The organism is Alistipes finegoldii DSM 17242 (assembly GCF_000265365.1).
Lineage (GTDB): Bacteria > Bacteroidota > Bacteroidia > Bacteroidales > Rikenellaceae > Alistipes > Alistipes finegoldii.
In genome coordinates, this window is the sequence record NC_018011.1 from 2,912,980 (window position 1) to 2,928,182 (window position 15,203).

The 15,203-nt window shown below is 45.5% G+C and carries 13 protein-coding genes; 4 read left to right on the forward strand and 9 right to left on the reverse strand.

Translation table 11 applies throughout. The features are described from left to right. Positions 1–143: 143 nt before the first annotated feature. The 4 genes from ALFI_RS12605 to ALFI_RS12620 all read right to left on the reverse strand — a co-directional run bounded on the left by ALFI_RS12605 (position 144) and on the right by ALFI_RS12620 (position 4,143). Entirely contained in the window at positions 144–1,802 is a 1,659-nt protein-coding gene (locus ALFI_RS12605; protein ID WP_155835666.1) for a tetratricopeptide repeat protein, read from the reverse strand. Between the two features lie 81 nt (positions 1,803–1,883). Further along, the gene (locus ALFI_RS12610) at positions 1,884–2,372 is read right to left on the reverse strand and encodes a hypothetical protein (RefSeq protein WP_014776085.1); all 489 of its coding nucleotides are present in this window, start codon (positions 2,370–2,372) and stop codon (positions 1,884–1,886) included. Positions 2,373–2,384: 12 nt separating this feature from the next. Further along, on the reverse strand, positions 2,385–3,314 hold the full coding sequence (locus ALFI_RS12615) for a hypothetical protein (protein WP_014776086.1): 930 nt from the start codon (positions 3,312–3,314) through the stop codon (positions 2,385–2,387). 250 nt (positions 3,315–3,564) lie between these two features. Then, positions 3,565–4,143 carry a hypothetical protein gene (locus ALFI_RS12620; protein ID WP_014776087.1) on the reverse strand — a complete coding sequence of 193 codons (579 nt, stop codon included), beginning with the start codon at positions 4,141–4,143 and terminating at the stop codon, positions 3,565–3,567. A gap of 1,143 nt (positions 4,144–5,286) precedes the next feature. Here ALFI_RS12620 and ALFI_RS12625 point away from each other — a divergent pair. The 4 genes from ALFI_RS12625 (at position 5,287) to ALFI_RS12640 (ending at position 8,576) form a co-directional block, all read left to right on the forward strand. Next, entirely contained in the window at positions 5,287–6,201 is a 915-nt protein-coding gene (locus tag ALFI_RS12625) for a HEPN domain-containing protein (protein WP_014776089.1), read from the forward strand. A gap of 43 nt (positions 6,202–6,244) precedes the next feature. After that, complete coding sequence (locus ALFI_RS12630; protein WP_014776090.1) at positions 6,245–7,018, forward strand: PD-(D/E)XK nuclease domain-containing protein; 774 nt, start codon at positions 6,245–6,247, stop codon at positions 7,016–7,018. A gap of 18 nt (positions 7,019–7,036) precedes the next feature. Then, positions 7,037–7,891 carry a BRO-N domain-containing protein gene (locus ALFI_RS12635; RefSeq protein ID WP_009598564.1) on the forward strand — a complete coding sequence of 285 codons (855 nt, stop codon included), beginning with the start codon at positions 7,037–7,039 and terminating at the stop codon, positions 7,889–7,891. A 211-nt stretch (positions 7,892–8,102) separates the two neighbouring features. Next, positions 8,103–8,576, forward strand: coding sequence for a hypothetical protein (locus ALFI_RS12640; protein WP_014776091.1), 474 nt, complete (start codon positions 8,103–8,105; stop codon positions 8,574–8,576). Here the strand turns inward: ALFI_RS12640 and ALFI_RS12645 are convergent. From ALFI_RS12645 to ALFI_RS12665, 5 genes are all read right to left on the reverse strand, one after another. Beyond that, positions 8,569–9,363, reverse strand: coding sequence for a class I SAM-dependent methyltransferase (locus ALFI_RS12645; RefSeq protein ID WP_009598561.1), 795 nt, complete (start codon positions 9,361–9,363; stop codon positions 8,569–8,571). The genes ALFI_RS12640 and ALFI_RS12645 overlap by 8 nt on opposite strands. A 60-nt stretch (positions 9,364–9,423) precedes the next feature. Further along, positions 9,424–11,274: a S8 family peptidase gene (locus ALFI_RS12650; protein WP_014776092.1), complete on the reverse strand. Its 1,851-nt coding sequence runs from the start codon at positions 11,272–11,274 to the stop codon at positions 9,424–9,426. Between the two features lie 16 nt (positions 11,275–11,290). Continuing rightward, the gene (locus ALFI_RS12655) at positions 11,291–11,911 is read right to left on the reverse strand and encodes a tail fiber domain-containing protein (RefSeq protein WP_014776093.1); all 621 of its coding nucleotides are present in this window, start codon (positions 11,909–11,911) and stop codon (positions 11,291–11,293) included. Between the two features lie 154 nt (positions 11,912–12,065). Then, positions 12,066–12,449: a hypothetical protein gene (locus ALFI_RS12660; protein ID WP_227042945.1), complete on the reverse strand. Its 384-nt coding sequence runs from the start codon at positions 12,447–12,449 to the stop codon at positions 12,066–12,068. Positions 12,450–12,711: 262 nt separating this feature from the next. Then, entirely contained in the window at positions 12,712–14,337 is a 1,626-nt protein-coding gene (locus tag ALFI_RS12665) for a tetratricopeptide repeat protein (protein WP_014776095.1), read from the reverse strand. Between the last annotated feature and the right edge of the window lie 866 nt (positions 14,338–15,203).

Sequence of the window (15,203 nt, forward strand, 5' to 3'; positions counted from 1 at the left end):
AATAAAAACTGCAAGAATTGCATAAATCTCGCAGTTTTTATAATGTATGCGATAATTGCCTGAAAAACAAAATATTACATGTTAATTTTTTTGGAGTTTTTCAACGGAGGGGGGGGGTAATTTATTTGACAATCAGTGTGTTACTACATTTTCTGAATAAAAAAGTCCTTTTCGGCCGAATCCGACGCCGCAATTCGGGCTTTCAATCTCGATTTGCGGTTGTAGACATTCGATACCGAATCGCCGATTATAACGCTGATGATTTGCGCCGAGAATCCGGCGTAGATGTAACATAGCAAATCTATATCCGCAGGTTTGAATTTCGGGAACTGCTTCCGCAGTTTCACGATGATATTGTCATTTACCGTGTTTACGATCTCCTCCAATTCTTTTTTGGTCGCGGGATTGGATGCAAGGTTCGTAAAGAAGTTTCTCACTTGTTTGTAAATGACCTCCTGCTGCGCTTTTGTATTGTTTCGTTCATAGAACGCCCGGCCGAGTTGGTCGAGGAACTCGAAGCGGGACAACACCAATTCTTTAAGTTGCACCTCCTGTCCCTCCTTGACGGCAAGATGTTCGAGGATGCGGTTTTTTGATGCCCGGATGGTGTCAACGGCCAACATGTAGCGTTCAACCTGCTGCTGCTTTCGTTTCATGCGTTCCCGATAGTAGTAGATCAGGAAAATTGCGACGGTGCAGATCAGCAGTCCGACAATATATTCAAAGTAAGTTCGTACTTTCAGGCGGTAACTCGCAAAAGCAGTTTGCTCTTTATAATATTTCCCCTCGGCGGCGGTTGCTGATTGAGATACCACCATGCGGGATATGGAATCGCTCAACCAGATATATTCGTTGATCGAATTGGCTGCTTCCTCTGAATTTCCGGATGCCAATTCAATTTGAATAGATAGATATGCCAGTTGTGCATCGTCCCGAATATCCTCCGCCAACTCCGAAGCGATATTGAAATAATATCGTGCGCTGTCTATCTTGTGTTGCAGATAATATACTTTGGCTAATACTCTATATTGATAAATTGAAAGACCATCTGGAGCGGTCCGTTCAATTTCCTTTACGGCCTGCAAGGCTTTTGGATAATCGCCCTCATTTACATAAATATCCCCCAAATTGCTTAAACAAGCAATAACCATATCGTTATCTTCCTGCTGTGCGGCTGCTTGCAGAGCTTGCGAATAGTATTTCACGGCATTGTCGTTATCGCCCAAACTGGAATAGGCATTGGCGATATTAAGTGTCGCATTATTCATAAACGCAGGCTTGCGTAGTTTTTCCCAAGCGCCATAAGCATTCCGATAATATTCCAGCGCTCCGTTAAAATTCATCTGCTCGGAATAGACCTCCCCGATACGGGAGTATACCAAACCCAGATAATAATTCTTATGCGCCGCGAAAGCGTATTTTTCCGCAGTCAGATAATAGCGCATGGCTTCCTGATAATCGTCGCCGTTTTGATAGATTCGCCCATAGTGATAGTTAATCAGAAACTTCACCGAATCCGAACAAATCCGGTTGTCGTAATACCGGTATGCAATGCGTATCAGCGAATCATCATCGGCATCCACATAATTTTTATCGAGTGCCGCGGAATACAAGAGAGCGTATTTTGCCCGCGTGCTGCGCCGCAGAATCCGGTCGGGGTCAATGTTCTCGATGATGCGCAACGAGCTGTCCGGTTCGATGCGTAACAATCTTGTCGCAGTAGACAATTCTTGCTCGATTTGCCTGTTGCTGCCACAGCCGCATAGGAGCAAAACCATTGAAAGAGATAACAGATATTTCATACAATTGCCGGAATTGATCTGAAATATAGCAAAAAAACAGAGAACATGCAACCTTATTCGCTATACTGCGGACCGGGATTTTTATTCCCGTTCTGTTTCCTGCGCTTCGATTCGTTCGATGATTGCGTCGTAATTCTCCACGTCGAAAATATCGAACTCGATCAGGGGCCGTCCCGCTTCCCTCATTCCGAAAATGTAATTCAGCAGCAGGATATATATTCTTAAATCCCCGCCCGCGATTTCCATTTCGGCGTCGTCGAATGTCGATATATCCCGGTTGAAGCGTTTTTGTAGAACGTGGTCGAACACGAACACAGGCAGTTGAGTTTGGGACAACGTATCGTTTTGGCGGGCAAAACTGCGTTTGTATTCCTCCGCCTGCTTCTCGTCCGGCATCGGCATCAGCCACTTTTGAAGCAGGTCGTCCGGCAGTTCGGTAGACAGAACCCGGTAACGATGCTTACGCAGATAGGCGTAACTCTTTTGAAGCAGTATCAGGAACTCCCCCAAAGGGATTACGCCGCCCGAAGAAAAGGGGCCGAAAAGTCTGTTCAGTAATTTTCGCAGCATGCAGCGTTCTTGTTATTTCAACTCCTGATATTGGAAAATCCGGCGCATAATCTCCCCGTAGCGCGGAAAGTCGAAGATATTGAAGTCCGGGATTTCGATGTTGTGCGCCCGCGTAAGCCGGATAATACGCAGGATATTTTGGAACGTATCGAAGTATTCGCGGCTCTCCCTCCAACACTTTTCCGGCAGGGCAAGATTCGTTATCACCGAATTCGAAAGCGCATAGAAAAATACCCGCAGGGGCAACAGCTTCGGGTCGCAGACTCCCGTATCGCGCAGCAGCACGACGGCGGTTTCTTTGGGTGCTCTGAAATACTTCCTCAATTCGTCCGTGTCAGGCGCAAGCCAGTCCTGCAGGTAGATTTTATCAATACTATTCGCCATGACAACCAAATCCCGTTCGCGCATATAGCGTAGGCTGGCTTCTTTTGCCACGAACGCCCGGCCGCTCTTGTCCGACAAGTCGCAGACATTTTTCCGCGGGTGCTGCTGTTCCAGATAATAGGATATGAATTTGTTTCGGAAATCGTCGCGCAACTGCGTAGAATAATAGAACAGCAAATCGCTCTTATCGACGATATGGCGGTCGCGGAGCCTTTCGGCTTCCAGCGGTGTTTTCCCCTCGATAATTTCCACCTTGTCGGCCTGTTCGATGATGCGGTGTGCTTCCGAAAGCCGGAGATTGTCGCGTTTATAACGCAGATAGGTTTTGTACTTGCCCTGCGTTATGGCTATGTGCAGCTTTATTTTCAATCCCTCGCCGCGCAGCCGCAGGGTCGCAGCCGCACAGCCCATTTCAAAATTTCCCTCGATGCCAGTCAAAACCGTTCTGTAACCCAGCGGAACATTGCCGCGGATCAACTGTCCGAAAGCATCGTCAGGCAGCCGACGCGCATGTTTGGGATTATTGCCGACGAATCCGAGTATCAAGCCTTTTCTCATAATCGAACGTGCGGGAAACAGAAAGCACGGGGAAAGTGCTGTTTACTCCAAACAGGTACGCCCATACCCACCAGATATACAGACCTAAACCCCGTGCCGCAGCACGAAATTAAATCTGCATGACAATCTGGTCTTACAAAGTGGGCGTTTTGTTGGAGATCAGCAGTTTATTCCGTTATGTAGATTCTATTATCCCATGTTTTACAGTTTGTTGTCGTTATTTCATTTTCATAGCCCCAGCCGCGGTGTTTCAGCTTACCGGCATTTGGGCATCTTCCTCCCCGTTTTGCATTGCGACGATCCGGTCCAATGCTTCTGTCATGTGCTCACTCATGGCAGCCATCATCCGCTCGTCGTAATAGGTGGACAAATCCGTCTCCGGCAGCACGTCCGACATGGCCATCGCCATCAGTTTGGAACTTAATACCGTCAGGTAGATAAGCGGGATATACGGGGGCCTGCTTATCCCGTCGGTCCGCACCGTGATCCGCTGCTGCGGAGCCGCCAGACGCCCCGGTTTCTGGCCTTTTTTCTCGATGTTCCACAGTACGTTCTCTTCGGCCTGCGTGACATAAAGGTTGAATGACAGATCATCGACATACTCCGCCCGGTCAACCCAAAAATCGACGCCGTAATCTTCGGCCGTGGGGTCGGCGCAGATGCCGCAGTCGGGCATGTCGCACATAATGGCCCGCAGGATGATGTTTTTGTCGGCCAGCTCCGCAGACCGCATTCTGCCCAATGCCGCGATGCAGATACTAACCTGCGTCGTGTAAAAGTGGTCGATGGCCCGCAGGGTTTGTTCTTCTTCGGTGTGCTGCTCTATCATAATCTGTAAAAAACGGGGCGGAACAAATTTTCGACGTATCAAGCCTTTGTATTATGGAAAAGACAGTCCCGCCCCGTGCTTATTCGTTTTTAAAACAGGGTGCAGGTCGCTGCGGGGTCTAACCATTATGAAAAAATCTAATTCGACGCTGCACCCTGAACCCGGACGCGTTACCCCATGCGCCGGGGCGGTTCTTTGGAACGGTACGTATTTCGATTGGTTGGTGGGGCGAGGGAAAGGTCCAAAAAATGGAACAGCCGCAATTCCGTGCCACCCGTCCTACTTGTCGGGTTTGTTACGGCTGTTCCGCCGCCAGTCGGATTACTCCCTTTTGCAATCTTGTGCTTATGATGCGCTGACCGACGGTTTAACGTTTCCCGGCCATCGGACCGGGAATATAGGGATATAGGGTTCTTGGCGAAGAAAGGGGCGGCAATGATCCGGCCGCCCGTAAGTGCCGCGCAAACATGCGTGCCATTTCCATACGGAGCAGGACAGCAAGACCAGATTTTAAAGGGCCAACCTTGCAGGCAGGATTTATTAGCTGCGACCGAAAGGCGGGATTTGCTTTTTTGCACGGCAAGACCCGGCGTCCGGTTCCACGCCGGAGCCGCCGTAACATACCGATTCCGCCTGCTCCCGGTTCGGGGGCAGGTGCAATCCGCAGGTGCGGCGATATTACGCATGGACGGCAGGACGCGACGGGGTTCCATAAACTCGTGGGATTTTGGAAATATGCGTCCCGGATAGGCATAAAAAAAGCAAGGGACGCAGATACATTTCGCGTTGAAGGTATTAGGAAACCCAATCAGAAAATGCACCGCGCCCTTGCAAGTCCCGTCCGTAAGGACGGAACAAAACAAGGGCTGGCAACATTTATACCTCTGATTATGAAAAGTTCCTAATTTTTCAACACGGTATAAAGAGTTGCTGCTCTTTATTATGTCCGTCGGCTATGCCGAGCTATGATAATTCCTTAAAGTTAGCATGGTAATTGCCTTTTCAGTTTGTTCTCGGACAACCTATGTTGCCCCGGTTCAACGAAACTGCCTTTAAGGAATCGTAAGGCAAATATACAAAGAAAATCGAATCTAACGCAGTCCGGCCGTGTGTTTTTGGAAAAATCTTGCTAAATTTGTGGGTATGAAGCAATCCATTGATTTTCTGCCCGAACGTAAACAGCGGGATTTACATGAACTGGTCGGCCTGATCCGCGATGAAGTAAAGGATGTCGTAATGATTATCTTGTATGGCAGTTATGCCCGCAACACCTATGTTGAACTGGATATACGGCGGGATTACGGCGGCGGTAAAATCCAATATATGAGCGACTATGATATTTTGGTTGTGTCGAAAAAAAGGCTGGGTTCGCGCACGGTTACGGTATCGAGCCGGGTTAAATCCAATTTCTTAAAAAATAAAAATGCCAATACTCAAACCCGTCCGTCGATTATCAACGAAAGCATAACCAAATTCAATAATGCTCTTTCCGAGGGCCGTTATTTCTATGTAGATATTCTGACCGAGGGAATTGTGCTTTACAATTCGGGAGAGTGTCAATTAGCCACGCCACGCGACTTGAATTTTTCTGAAATCTTACAAATGGCGGAAGAATACTATAATGGAAAACTAAATCGGGCTGTAAGCCATTATGAGTATTATCAATTAGATTATTCAAAAGAAAGGTATACTTATAGCACATACAATCTTCATCAGGTCGTTGAACATCTTTTGAAAGCAATTCCGTTGGTATTTATTCTATACGGACATAAAGAACATGAGCTGGATACATTGATAGAAAAATGTAAGGCTTATACATTGGAATTAGTAAAGGTGTTTCCATTAGACACCGAAGAAGAAAAACACCATTTCGAATTGCTCGAACGCTCCTATATCGAAGCACGCTATAACGACAAATTCGTTGTACCAAAGGAGGTTGTAGACGCGCTTGTCCCCAAAGTGGATTTATTGTTTAATATTGTAGAGGATGTTTGCCGTAAACAATTCGACTACTACAAACAGCAGAGCAAGAAACAACTCCCGAAAGAAAGAGGGTAAAAATGTAATTCTCTTTTAGATTCAATTCTATCCAAATTTGAGCATGAAGAAGTGGACAAAACATGAGGCATTAGGCTATTTAGATAAACAAATAGAGGTTATACATACGCTAAAATTAGGTCGGCGCGGTTCTTCGGAACATGTAAGATGGCTGACTAACACATTAGTCTTTTTGGAAGAAATATTCGGTTCTGATTCCTATTATTATTGTAATATTAAGAATCTTACGTGGCAATTTCATGGGCAACGCATATATAGAGGTTGGGATATTGACGGGGCAATGGAAGCATACAATCAGGAAGCTTATGTAGAGCAACTTGAACAAGCTAATGGATTCTTGTTAGCCGCAAAAGATTACCTTGATGCAAATGATATTGATACTGTTTACAGCGCATCGGTCGAAAAACAAGCTACCGGAGATTTAATGAAAGTTCTTTCATTGTCAGAACATAAATTAAGAAAAGTTATTCGCACCAAGCCTGAACGTGAAAAAGAAATACAAGATCAATTTGAAAACCTTTTAATCGGAGCAGATATAGATTTTGAGAGAGAGGGACCGCACATAGATTATTCGTCAAAAGCGTATATTCCTGATTTCAGTTTTAATAGCATAGATTTAGCAGTAGAGATCAAATTATGTAAGACAGAAGAAAAGACATTTATTCAACAAATTAACGACGATATTTTGGCCTACAAAACAAAGTTTAACAATCTGCTTTTCATAATATATGATTTAGGGGTCATACGTGATGTTGATACATTTAAGCAGTCGTTCGAGGAAACGGAAAATGTTATTGTTCATGTCATAAAGCATTAATCGGTAAGTTACAAACAGATGACCCAAAAACAAGCTATACAACTTTTCGAGGAACGCAAGGTGCGGACCGTCTGGGACGACGAAACCGAGAAATGGTATTTTGCGATTGTCGATGTTGTCGCAATTCTGACCGAAAGTGCAGATGCCGCCGCCTATTGGCGTAAACTCAAACAGCGACTTAAAGCGGAGGGAAATGAAACCGTGACAAATTGTCACGGTTTGAAAATGCTGGCTGCCGACGGAAAGATGCGTCTTACCGACGTGGCGGACACGACACAGCTTTTCCGCCTGATTCAGTCGATCCCCTCGCCGAAGGCCGAACCTTTCAAACAATGGATGGCGCAGGTCGCCAGCGACCGTTTGGACCAGATGCAGGACCCCGAAATGTCCATCGAGCAGGCAATGGCCGATTACAAACGGCTGGGATATTCCGAGAATTGGATAAACCAACGCCTGAAAAGCATGGAGGTCCGCAAGGAACTCACCGACGAATGGCAGCGCCGGGGCGTAGAGGGCCAGCAATTCGCAACTCTGACGGACATTATCACCCAAGCGTGGGCGGACCGCACGACAAAATCCTACAAGCAGTTCAAAGGGTTGAAAAAGGAAAACCTGCGCGACAACATGACCAATATCGAATTGGCGTTGAATACGCTGGCCGAAGCGTCCGTTACGGAGATTTCCAAACAACGCCGTCCCAAAGGATTCCAGCAGAATGTTAAAGTCGCCCGAAGCGGTGGCAGCGTGGCAAAGGCCGCGCGGACACAGCTTGAAAAGCAGTTAGGCCACTCGGTCGTTTCCCCCATCAACGCCGCACAGGTATTGGCCGCCAAAAAAACCGAGCAGATCGAGGGCGAAAAAGACAAAGATTGACCGACGCAGTTGTTTCCAAATTGGAAATAGCTGCAATAATGTCAAACCGGGACCGCAGGGTTCCTGTTTTTTGTTCAAATAGTTTGTTTCTTATCCAAAATTCTTATCTTTGTAAATGAATACCTTATATTTCGGACGATATGCGCAAGGATGCCGTGCCGAAATAAAAATCGGGAACGCTATTTGATCGTCAAACTGAAAAACCAAAGCTATGAAAAAGATCGTTTGTCTTATCGCAATGGCTCTGTTTACCGCGACGGGTTGTACGTCCGTGGAGATGAATCAAACAAAGACTGATACCCCAGATGATAATACACAGGGAAAGGCTACTACTTTGTCCTGCGCCGATTATACGCTGAATCCTCTTTGGAACTGGGCTGAAACGCCCGCCAATCAACTGATCGTGATTCGCAGCCAGGCGGAACTGGCGGATTTTATATTTCCCAACGACAAATTGCCCGAAGATATAGACTTCGAAAAGAACACGCTCCTTTTGGTTGCAGGACAGGCCACAAACGGAATCGAAAGCGTCAAAAAGAACTTTGTAAAGGCGGATGCTCAATATATATATTCCGTAACCTTTCTGCTGAACGACACCACCGAAGCCCCGAAATGGCGTGTAGCGCAGTTGGTTCCGTCTGTTCCGAACGAAGCGAAAATATCGCTCGATCTGGAGGTTAATTAGCCCCCTCCTGCATTGCCAGCAGACAGTAGCAGGTCGTCGTGAAAAAATTTCTCACATAAGGTATTTTCCCGATAACGGGAGATAGTATGCGCGGTTTCAATCCGAATTTCACCTGATAATTCGGGTTTATGAAATATAGCCGCTGATTCACTATGCGTAGTCCCGTTGCCGTTACTAATTTATGGAAACCCTCGATAGTGATGCGCGTATCCCGGATTTCGAAAAAACATTTCACCGTGCTTTCCTTTTCGCCGCATGCCCTGAACACGAAACGGAAAAGAGGTCGGGGCAGCAGGTGGATGTAAGGACAGTTGGCGATAATCCGGTTCTTCGCCATTTGCTGATGTCCCCCGAACGGCATTTGCCATGCGGGGAATCCCAGATACAAAAGGCCGTCAGCTTTCAGAAAGGATTTTAAATGCAACATCAACCGCTCCTTTTCGGGAATATGCTCCAACGCATCGTGTAGGATAATCAGGTCGTAAGGTTGTGTGTCGCTGTAATCGAAAATATCCGAACAGATAAACGTTCCTTTCAACCCCCTTTCGGCGAAAAGTGTCTTTGCGGTTTCGATTGACGGTTTGTGAATATCTATTCCCGTTACCGTGGCCCCCATTGCCGCAAAAATAGAAAGGATGCCGCCAATGCCGCAACCGACCTCCATTACCCGGCACTTACGACCGAATTTCAAAGACGTATGCTGTTCAATATAAGGCAGATAATAATTGCGGCAGGAGGTGGCTGTTTCTTCAAAATAGGCGGAGCGGTCTTGATGGCGTGTCTGCATGGTGAAAATCCTATAAAAACCAAAGGCGGAGAATCCGATTCTCCGCCTTATCGGTAAAAATTACTGTAAAGAAAGTTCTAATGACGAAGTGAGTTCGACGGTAAAAGGTTGAGTGATAATAATACTCTTGGCGTTGGTAAACGTCAGCTTGGCATTGTTCTTAACGGTTACGTTCGTCGCAGATATTTCGCTGCCCGAAACTACCGTATTCGTGGTAACTGTCTTGTCATTGAAATAGACCGTCGTACTTGCATTTTGAGCTTCCATTACGGCAGCATAGGCGTCGATCAGGCCGTAACCAACTTCTGTATGCCATGTGCCGTTCGGTCTGCCGCTAACCGTCGAATAGCTATATCCGCCGACCTTGCGGGCTGTTTTCTCGATGATCGTGGCTACCTCCTTTTGGGTCAGGTTCGGATTTACCGACAGTATCAAAGCCGCTACTCCGGCAACATGCGGGCAAGCCGATGATGTGCCGTTAAAATTTGGCATATAATCGCCCGAAACATACCCGACACTTCCGGTTCGGTCCGTAGTATAAATAAGAACGCCGGGAGCCATTATATCTAACTGCGTTCCGTAATCACTTCCCCACCAGCCTTCGTTATCAATAGTCGTTGAGGATTTACGTTTACCCGAAAGACTTAACGCTCCGACGACGATAATATCGGGCAACGATCTCGCAGGATAGCCCACGGTATTCGAATCATAATTACCTGCAGAAAAAGTTACGACACACCCCAGACCGTTACGTCCATTTGTCATGGCCGACTGTATCGCATCTTCTAACAACTCCGAGAACGTCGATGATCTCCAAGAATTTGAAATAACAGACGCACCGTTTCTCCAAGCCCAATTAAATCCGTCAGCCCTTTTCTGGGGAGCATCCGATGTTCCCATTAATTGATTGCTGATCGACATAACGGGACAGTTCGGGGCGATGCCCGCAACCCCCAGATTATTGTTGGTTTTGGCAGATATGATTCCGGAACATGCTGTACCGTGGTTGCCCCAAATCTGACTTGGCGACCTCCCTGTTTCGGTGTCATAGCTTTTCGACGAAACATTCAAATCGGGGTGATCCAACTGTGTGCCGTGGTCCAATACCGCGACGATAATATCGCTGCTTCCCTGCGTTACCTCTCTGGCCGGGAGATAGTTGATGTCGATTCCTGCAGTTCCTTGATTCTGCCCCGTATTCTTCAACGCCCATTGAGCGGAAAACAACGGGTCATTCGGGGCTGCCGTAGTTTCGTCCTCGCTGATGAAACAAGGCTGGCAGGCGGCAAACGGGCCATCTTCATAAAACTTATTCGCCATTTCCAGCGCGTTTCCCAGCGATTCGTTCGTACAGGAAAGCGTGTACCAAAGCGGCAGGTATTCATTGTTTCCGAGTAAAGTTACCTTATTCTCCGTTGCAAGTGTTGTCAGGATTCTTACGTCGCGTATGGACTTCACTTTGACATAAAACAAATGGCTCAAACCCAAATCAGCGCCGTCGGAAGTCTTGAAATAAGGTGCGCTGTAAACCAATGCCTTATCTTGTGCGTTTACGTCCGCAGTTGCAACTTCGGCCCAATACAGGTTATCGTTGGCCGCTGATCGTGTTGCATCTTGCAACTGGAGCCGGGAAGATAAAGTTACTTTTGCCGCACTCAATCCCGATTTGGAGTTCAGGAGAGGTAACTGCAAATTCGCTTCATCGGAGGATTCAAAAAGAATGTACGATTTTGTCGTATTAATTGTAATCGGGATTTTGTTCCCCTTATACCAATAATAGTGCGTACCGGAACTTAATTGTGCCCTTGTTTGCGGGGACATTTCCATTTCGTCCTCCGTAAAATTCTGGCATCCAGTGAAAACTATTATCGACAGAAAGAAAATACCGATTATATTCAGTATTCTTTTCATAATAATAATCGTTTAATTATTTTCCAGATTTGAGCGCTTCGATTTCTGCTTTCAGGGTTTCGATCTGGCCGTTAAGCTCCTGAATAGACTTCGTAAGCAGCGGAATCAATGCGCTGTAATTTACGACACGGTGGCCCTCGCAATCCACGGCCACGATGTCGGGAAGTACCTGCTCGATCTCCTGGGCAATGAATCCCATTTCTTTGGGATTGGAAACGCCCGTCGAACGTCGGCTGGTCTTGAAATAATGCGCCTTATCGGCCCATTCGAACGACACGGGACGCAGTTGCGTGAGGGTTGCCGTTGCGCTGCCTAACGACTGGATATTTGTTTTCGACGCAGCGTCGGAGTTCGTATAGACGTTGCGGGCGTACAGGTCGATGAAACCGCCGTTCTCCGTATCGTAGAGTACGAGTTTGTCGGAGTTGCTGGAAACGCGCGAATCTGCGGGGCCGAGGTCGAATTTAATCATTCGATTCCCGAATTTCCAGCAATGCGCCCAGCCCTCCCAGTTGGTCATATATCCGTTGTAACGCTCCATAGCGTTATAAACCAAATAGCCGTTCTGATACTTTAATTGCGCATGGCTATTAAATGCGATGAAACACAATACGATTAATGCTAATACTTTTTTCATGGCCTTGAAATTTAAGTTGGTAGTGATTTTTGTGTGAGCAAACAAAGACGTTACTCACAGAGAGTTTTGGTTTAGTGGATTAGCTGTCAGACAAAAAGTTAGTTGCTGCTTCTGTCATCTATTCGTTTCCCCTTTCTTTGTCCTACATTCTATGTCATTCGATAAAAAAATCGCCTGCGAAAACATTTTTGTCTATTGACAGTTCAATCGTGTAAAATCCCGGTTCCAGTTCGGGGATTGGAATGATACTTTTTCCATTGAAAAGGTCGAAACGTTCACATGCAACCGTGCCAAAGTTGCCGGAAATTATCAACTGCCCCGTCTTGCTCTCTGCGCCCGATGCAATGACCTCTACTATACTCATAGAACTATCATAGAATACGAGCGGGATATTTTCCGATAGGCAGACGGGGCCGCCGCCGACTTTTACCTGTTTGACAATAACTGCCGTCTTGCCGCCGCCATAGACCGAATAAATACCTGCGAATAGCATAAACAAACCGACAATTACAGACATTGCGGGAGAGAACTTTTTCATAGGCTTAAATTTGAAAGTGAGTATGAGATATTCGTACATTTCAAAAGTAGAGCGATTGTTTCCGAAAACCAAGAAATCAGAGCCTCTAAAATTTTTCAACCGCAAAGTGATTTCGACTGAAAAACAAACAGTTACGCACACAAAAAAGCCCGAAAATTTTTCAGTTTTCGGGCCTTGCTCTAATATGCTCTAAATCAGCAAATTACCAGCAAATCTTTATTGTCAACAAGTTTTGCTGGCAAAAATATTGATTATCTGATATTTACGAAATAATATTGAGAATCACATCTTTGGTTGTAATATGCGAAGCTATTATTTTCTTTTTCAAATGGAACTTCCGCATGTATATTGTTTTTAGCGTTTCATTGGTAATAACGCTTATCTGTTGCGGTGAAAATCCGGCATAGAGCAGGCATAGCAATTCCACGAAACATGGCTTGATTTTCGGATATTCGGACTTGAAATTAGAAATCACATTATCGTATTGTTGATTTAGGGTATTCTCTAAATCCGATATTATCGTTTTATCCAAAATCTTTTCGGATAAAATGCCTTTGACTTTCTTGGTAAGAGCCGGGGAATTTTCAAACTCGTAATAGGTTTTTGCAAGTTCTTTCAGGACTTGAAAGCGCGTATTAAGCAGTTCACTAATTTTTGCGGCATCGGGTATTTGCAATTTGGTCTTATTTAGTTCTTCAATCAGCGTCAGATATTCCTCGATTCTTTGTTTCTGCATCTTATTTCTGCGGCGGAAGATATAAATAATGCCGCAGATCGCTATGACTGATACCAAAGCGATAATATAAATTACATTTTGTCTTACGCTGGAGCGGTAGCGTTCAAATTCCAAACGCTCGTTTTTATATCGCAGTTCGGTTTCTGCCGCAGAATTATTCATATAGCTTAAATGTATCGAATCACATAAAGCAAGACACTCCTTTTGCATCGAGTAGGCCGCTCGGTAATCTGCATTCATCGTATAGGCTTCGGCAAGGAGAATTTTAGCTGCCGCATCGTTTTCGCGCGGCCCACCAATATTGGCTGAAATCGCTGCGTTCAAATAATATTCGGCGCTGTCCGGTTTATTGATACGCAAATAATATTCTCCCAAAACACAGTAATCATTCGGCGATAAATCATCCGACAACTGGAGAAAACGACCTACATAATTGTAGGTTTCGTTGGTTACGCCTTTGTTCGAAAGAATCCCGATTAGGCAACGCAGGCAGTACACCTGAAAATCCTCATACCCGAATTGTTCGGATAGATTCAATGCTTCCCGATAATCCCGGAGCGCGTTATCGTTATCGTTCTCCATGTAGTAAACAGCGGCAATGGCAGTTTTAGCGCTGACTTGGTGTTTGGTCTTATTTGCGGCCTGATAGTTTTCGTAGGCTTCTTGGTAATAAAACAAAGCCCTTTGATAATTATTCTGCTTCAAATTCAGTTCTCCTAACACGAAGTTACACACTCCGATCAGGTAAGGATCATCTATTAGGTCCTGATACTCCAGCGCTTTAAGATACGATTCGGTTGCTTTCTGATAATTATTTGCGCTGTATTCCATGCGTCCCAGACAATACCAAGAAAGGAACTTTTGCCGATTCGTGCCTTTCCGCAGAAAATAGTTTACGGCAGGACGAAGCATCGAATCGGAATCTATGGTTTGCCCTGTTTTATCCAACGCCAGCGAATAAAGAAGCCCGTAATGCGCTTTTGTCGATTTTTTGCAAATACTGCCGGGAGCAATAGCTTGCAAGGAGCGTAACACGCTGTCCGGATAATCGTTAATTATTTCCTCCGTTCGATTCAGTTCTTCGGATATGTGTTTGCTTTCGGAACACGAATACAAGCATAGAAAGACACAAACATAAATAAATATTTTCATAATCAGCCCACAATAATATTACCCAATATACGAAAAAATAGCGATTCAACCTGCATTTGGTAAAGCTGACATGACATAATTCGTTACATTTGCTATGAGGACTAATTCGGGAGGATCATACAATTCAAAAGGGTCTGCGCATTGCGCGCAGGCCCTTTTCACTCTCTCTTACACTTAAAATCTTCAAAGAAAAAACTCCAAAAACAATCACCTCACAAAGATATGATGCCTACATCTTTGCTTTTGCACTTGCGTTATTCTTCTAACGAATTGAACAAACCTTTATATAACTTGAATCATTGCAAATATAGCTTTTCAGTTCTATAAATCAAACAATTAGCCATAATTATTATTTATCGGAAGCAACACCCGGATCACCCATGCGAATAACGTTTAATTTGCACCGATAACGATATAATTCATAATAATTTAACGGTCATTCTTCGTATTAGGGCAAGAAAAGAAAAACGCGGGGAACGGCGAAAGGAATCAGGCACGGCAAAGAGCCACGAAACAGACAGCCGAACCCCGCGCCGTAAAAGCACGAAGTTCGACCTGTCCCGCCTGTTTCTCAATCAAATTTTTGCCGTTTCGATTCCTTACTGAACAGGCCGCGAGTATGTGGGCGTACCCTTGTTGCAATGACAAAGGTAGCAAAATATCTTAAAAATGTACGGGGAACAATCTGCGGCAGTCAGGTCGTGGAAAACCCGGAAACAGTCAGACCGAACCCCGCACAAACGATGTACGAAGTTCAGCCGTCCCGCCTGCTTCCCATTCAAATTTCCACGTTTGACTGCCGGGAACAGGCTATGATGAATATTCAGGCATGCACCTTTCGAATATTCGCCTACAAAGGTATAGAT

What these genes read in the sequence shown, in the direction of transcription:
- ALFI_RS12625 (WP_014776089.1), top strand. Translation starts at nt 5,287, where the DNA reads ATGAAGCAATCCATTGATTTTCTGCCCGAACGTAAACAGCGGGATTTA.
- ALFI_RS12610 (WP_014776085.1), bottom strand. Translation starts at nt 2,372, where the DNA reads ATGCTGCGAAAATTACTGAACAGACTTTTCGGCCCCTTTTCTTCGGGC.
- ALFI_RS12645 (WP_009598561.1), bottom strand. Translation starts at nt 9,363, where the DNA reads ATGCAGACACGCCATCAAGACCGCTCCGCCTATTTTGAAGAAACAGCC.
- ALFI_RS12655 (WP_014776093.1), bottom strand. Translation starts at nt 11,911, where the DNA reads ATGAAAAAAGTATTAGCATTAATCGTATTGTGTTTCATCGCATTTAAT.
- ALFI_RS12660 (WP_227042945.1), bottom strand. Translation starts at nt 12,449, where the DNA reads ATGAAAAAGTTCTCTCCCGCAATGTCTGTAATTGTCGGTTTGTTTATG.
- ALFI_RS12605 (WP_155835666.1), bottom strand. Translation starts at nt 1,802, where the DNA reads ATGAAATATCTGTTATCTCTTTCAATGGTTTTGCTCCTATGCGGCTGT.
- ALFI_RS12630 (WP_014776090.1), top strand. Translation starts at nt 6,245, where the DNA reads ATGAAGAAGTGGACAAAACATGAGGCATTAGGCTATTTAGATAAACAA.
- ALFI_RS12620 (WP_014776087.1), bottom strand. Translation starts at nt 4,143, where the DNA reads ATGATAGAGCAGCACACCGAAGAAGAACAAACCCTGCGGGCCATCGAC.
- ALFI_RS12640 (WP_014776091.1), top strand. Translation starts at nt 8,103, where the DNA reads ATGAAAAAGATCGTTTGTCTTATCGCAATGGCTCTGTTTACCGCGACG.
- ALFI_RS12615 (WP_014776086.1), bottom strand. Translation starts at nt 3,314, where the DNA reads ATGAGAAAAGGCTTGATACTCGGATTCGTCGGCAATAATCCCAAACAT.
- ALFI_RS12650 (WP_014776092.1), bottom strand. Translation starts at nt 11,274, where the DNA reads ATGAAAAGAATACTGAATATAATCGGTATTTTCTTTCTGTCGATAATA.
- ALFI_RS12665 (WP_014776095.1), bottom strand. Translation starts at nt 14,337, where the DNA reads ATGAAAATATTTATTTATGTTTGTGTCTTTCTATGCTTGTATTCGTGT.
- ALFI_RS12635 (WP_009598564.1), top strand. Translation starts at nt 7,037, where the DNA reads ATGACCCAAAAACAAGCTATACAACTTTTCGAGGAACGCAAGGTGCGG.